Origin of the sequence: Stenotrophomonas sp. AS012628 (assembly GCF_010608305.1) — a bacterium.
Classification (GTDB): Bacteria; Pseudomonadota; Gammaproteobacteria; order Xanthomonadales; family Xanthomonadaceae; genus Stenotrophomonas; species Stenotrophomonas geniculata.
This window is the reverse complement of sequence record NZ_VMBJ01000318.1, coordinates 1-213: the sequence shown is the minus strand read 5'-3', so window position 1 is coordinate 213 and position 213 is coordinate 1. Positions and strand designations below refer to the sequence as shown.

The 213-nt window shown below is 58.2% G+C and carries 1 protein-coding gene; it reads left to right on the top strand.

Features of this window, described 5'->3' with window-relative positions:
- Positions 1 to 213, top strand: a 213-nt coding sequence (locus tag G5A07_RS22095) for a zinc-binding dehydrogenase (protein WP_191864058.1), incomplete at both ends; no start/stop codon positions are given.

Here is a 213-nt window from a genome sequence, read left to right as displayed (position 1 = left end):
AGTCCTGTCATGCTGACGGGAACGCGCAATAAGCGGCTGGCGATCGGCGGGGAATTGGGGGCCGACCGCGTCATCAACATCAACGACGAAGATGCCGTTGAGGTCGTGAAGCAACTAACAGGGGGGATCGGTGCTGATTATGTCGTCGAATGTGCCGGCACCGAAGCAACACTCAACCAGGCGATTCACATGACGAATCGCGGCGGCAAGATC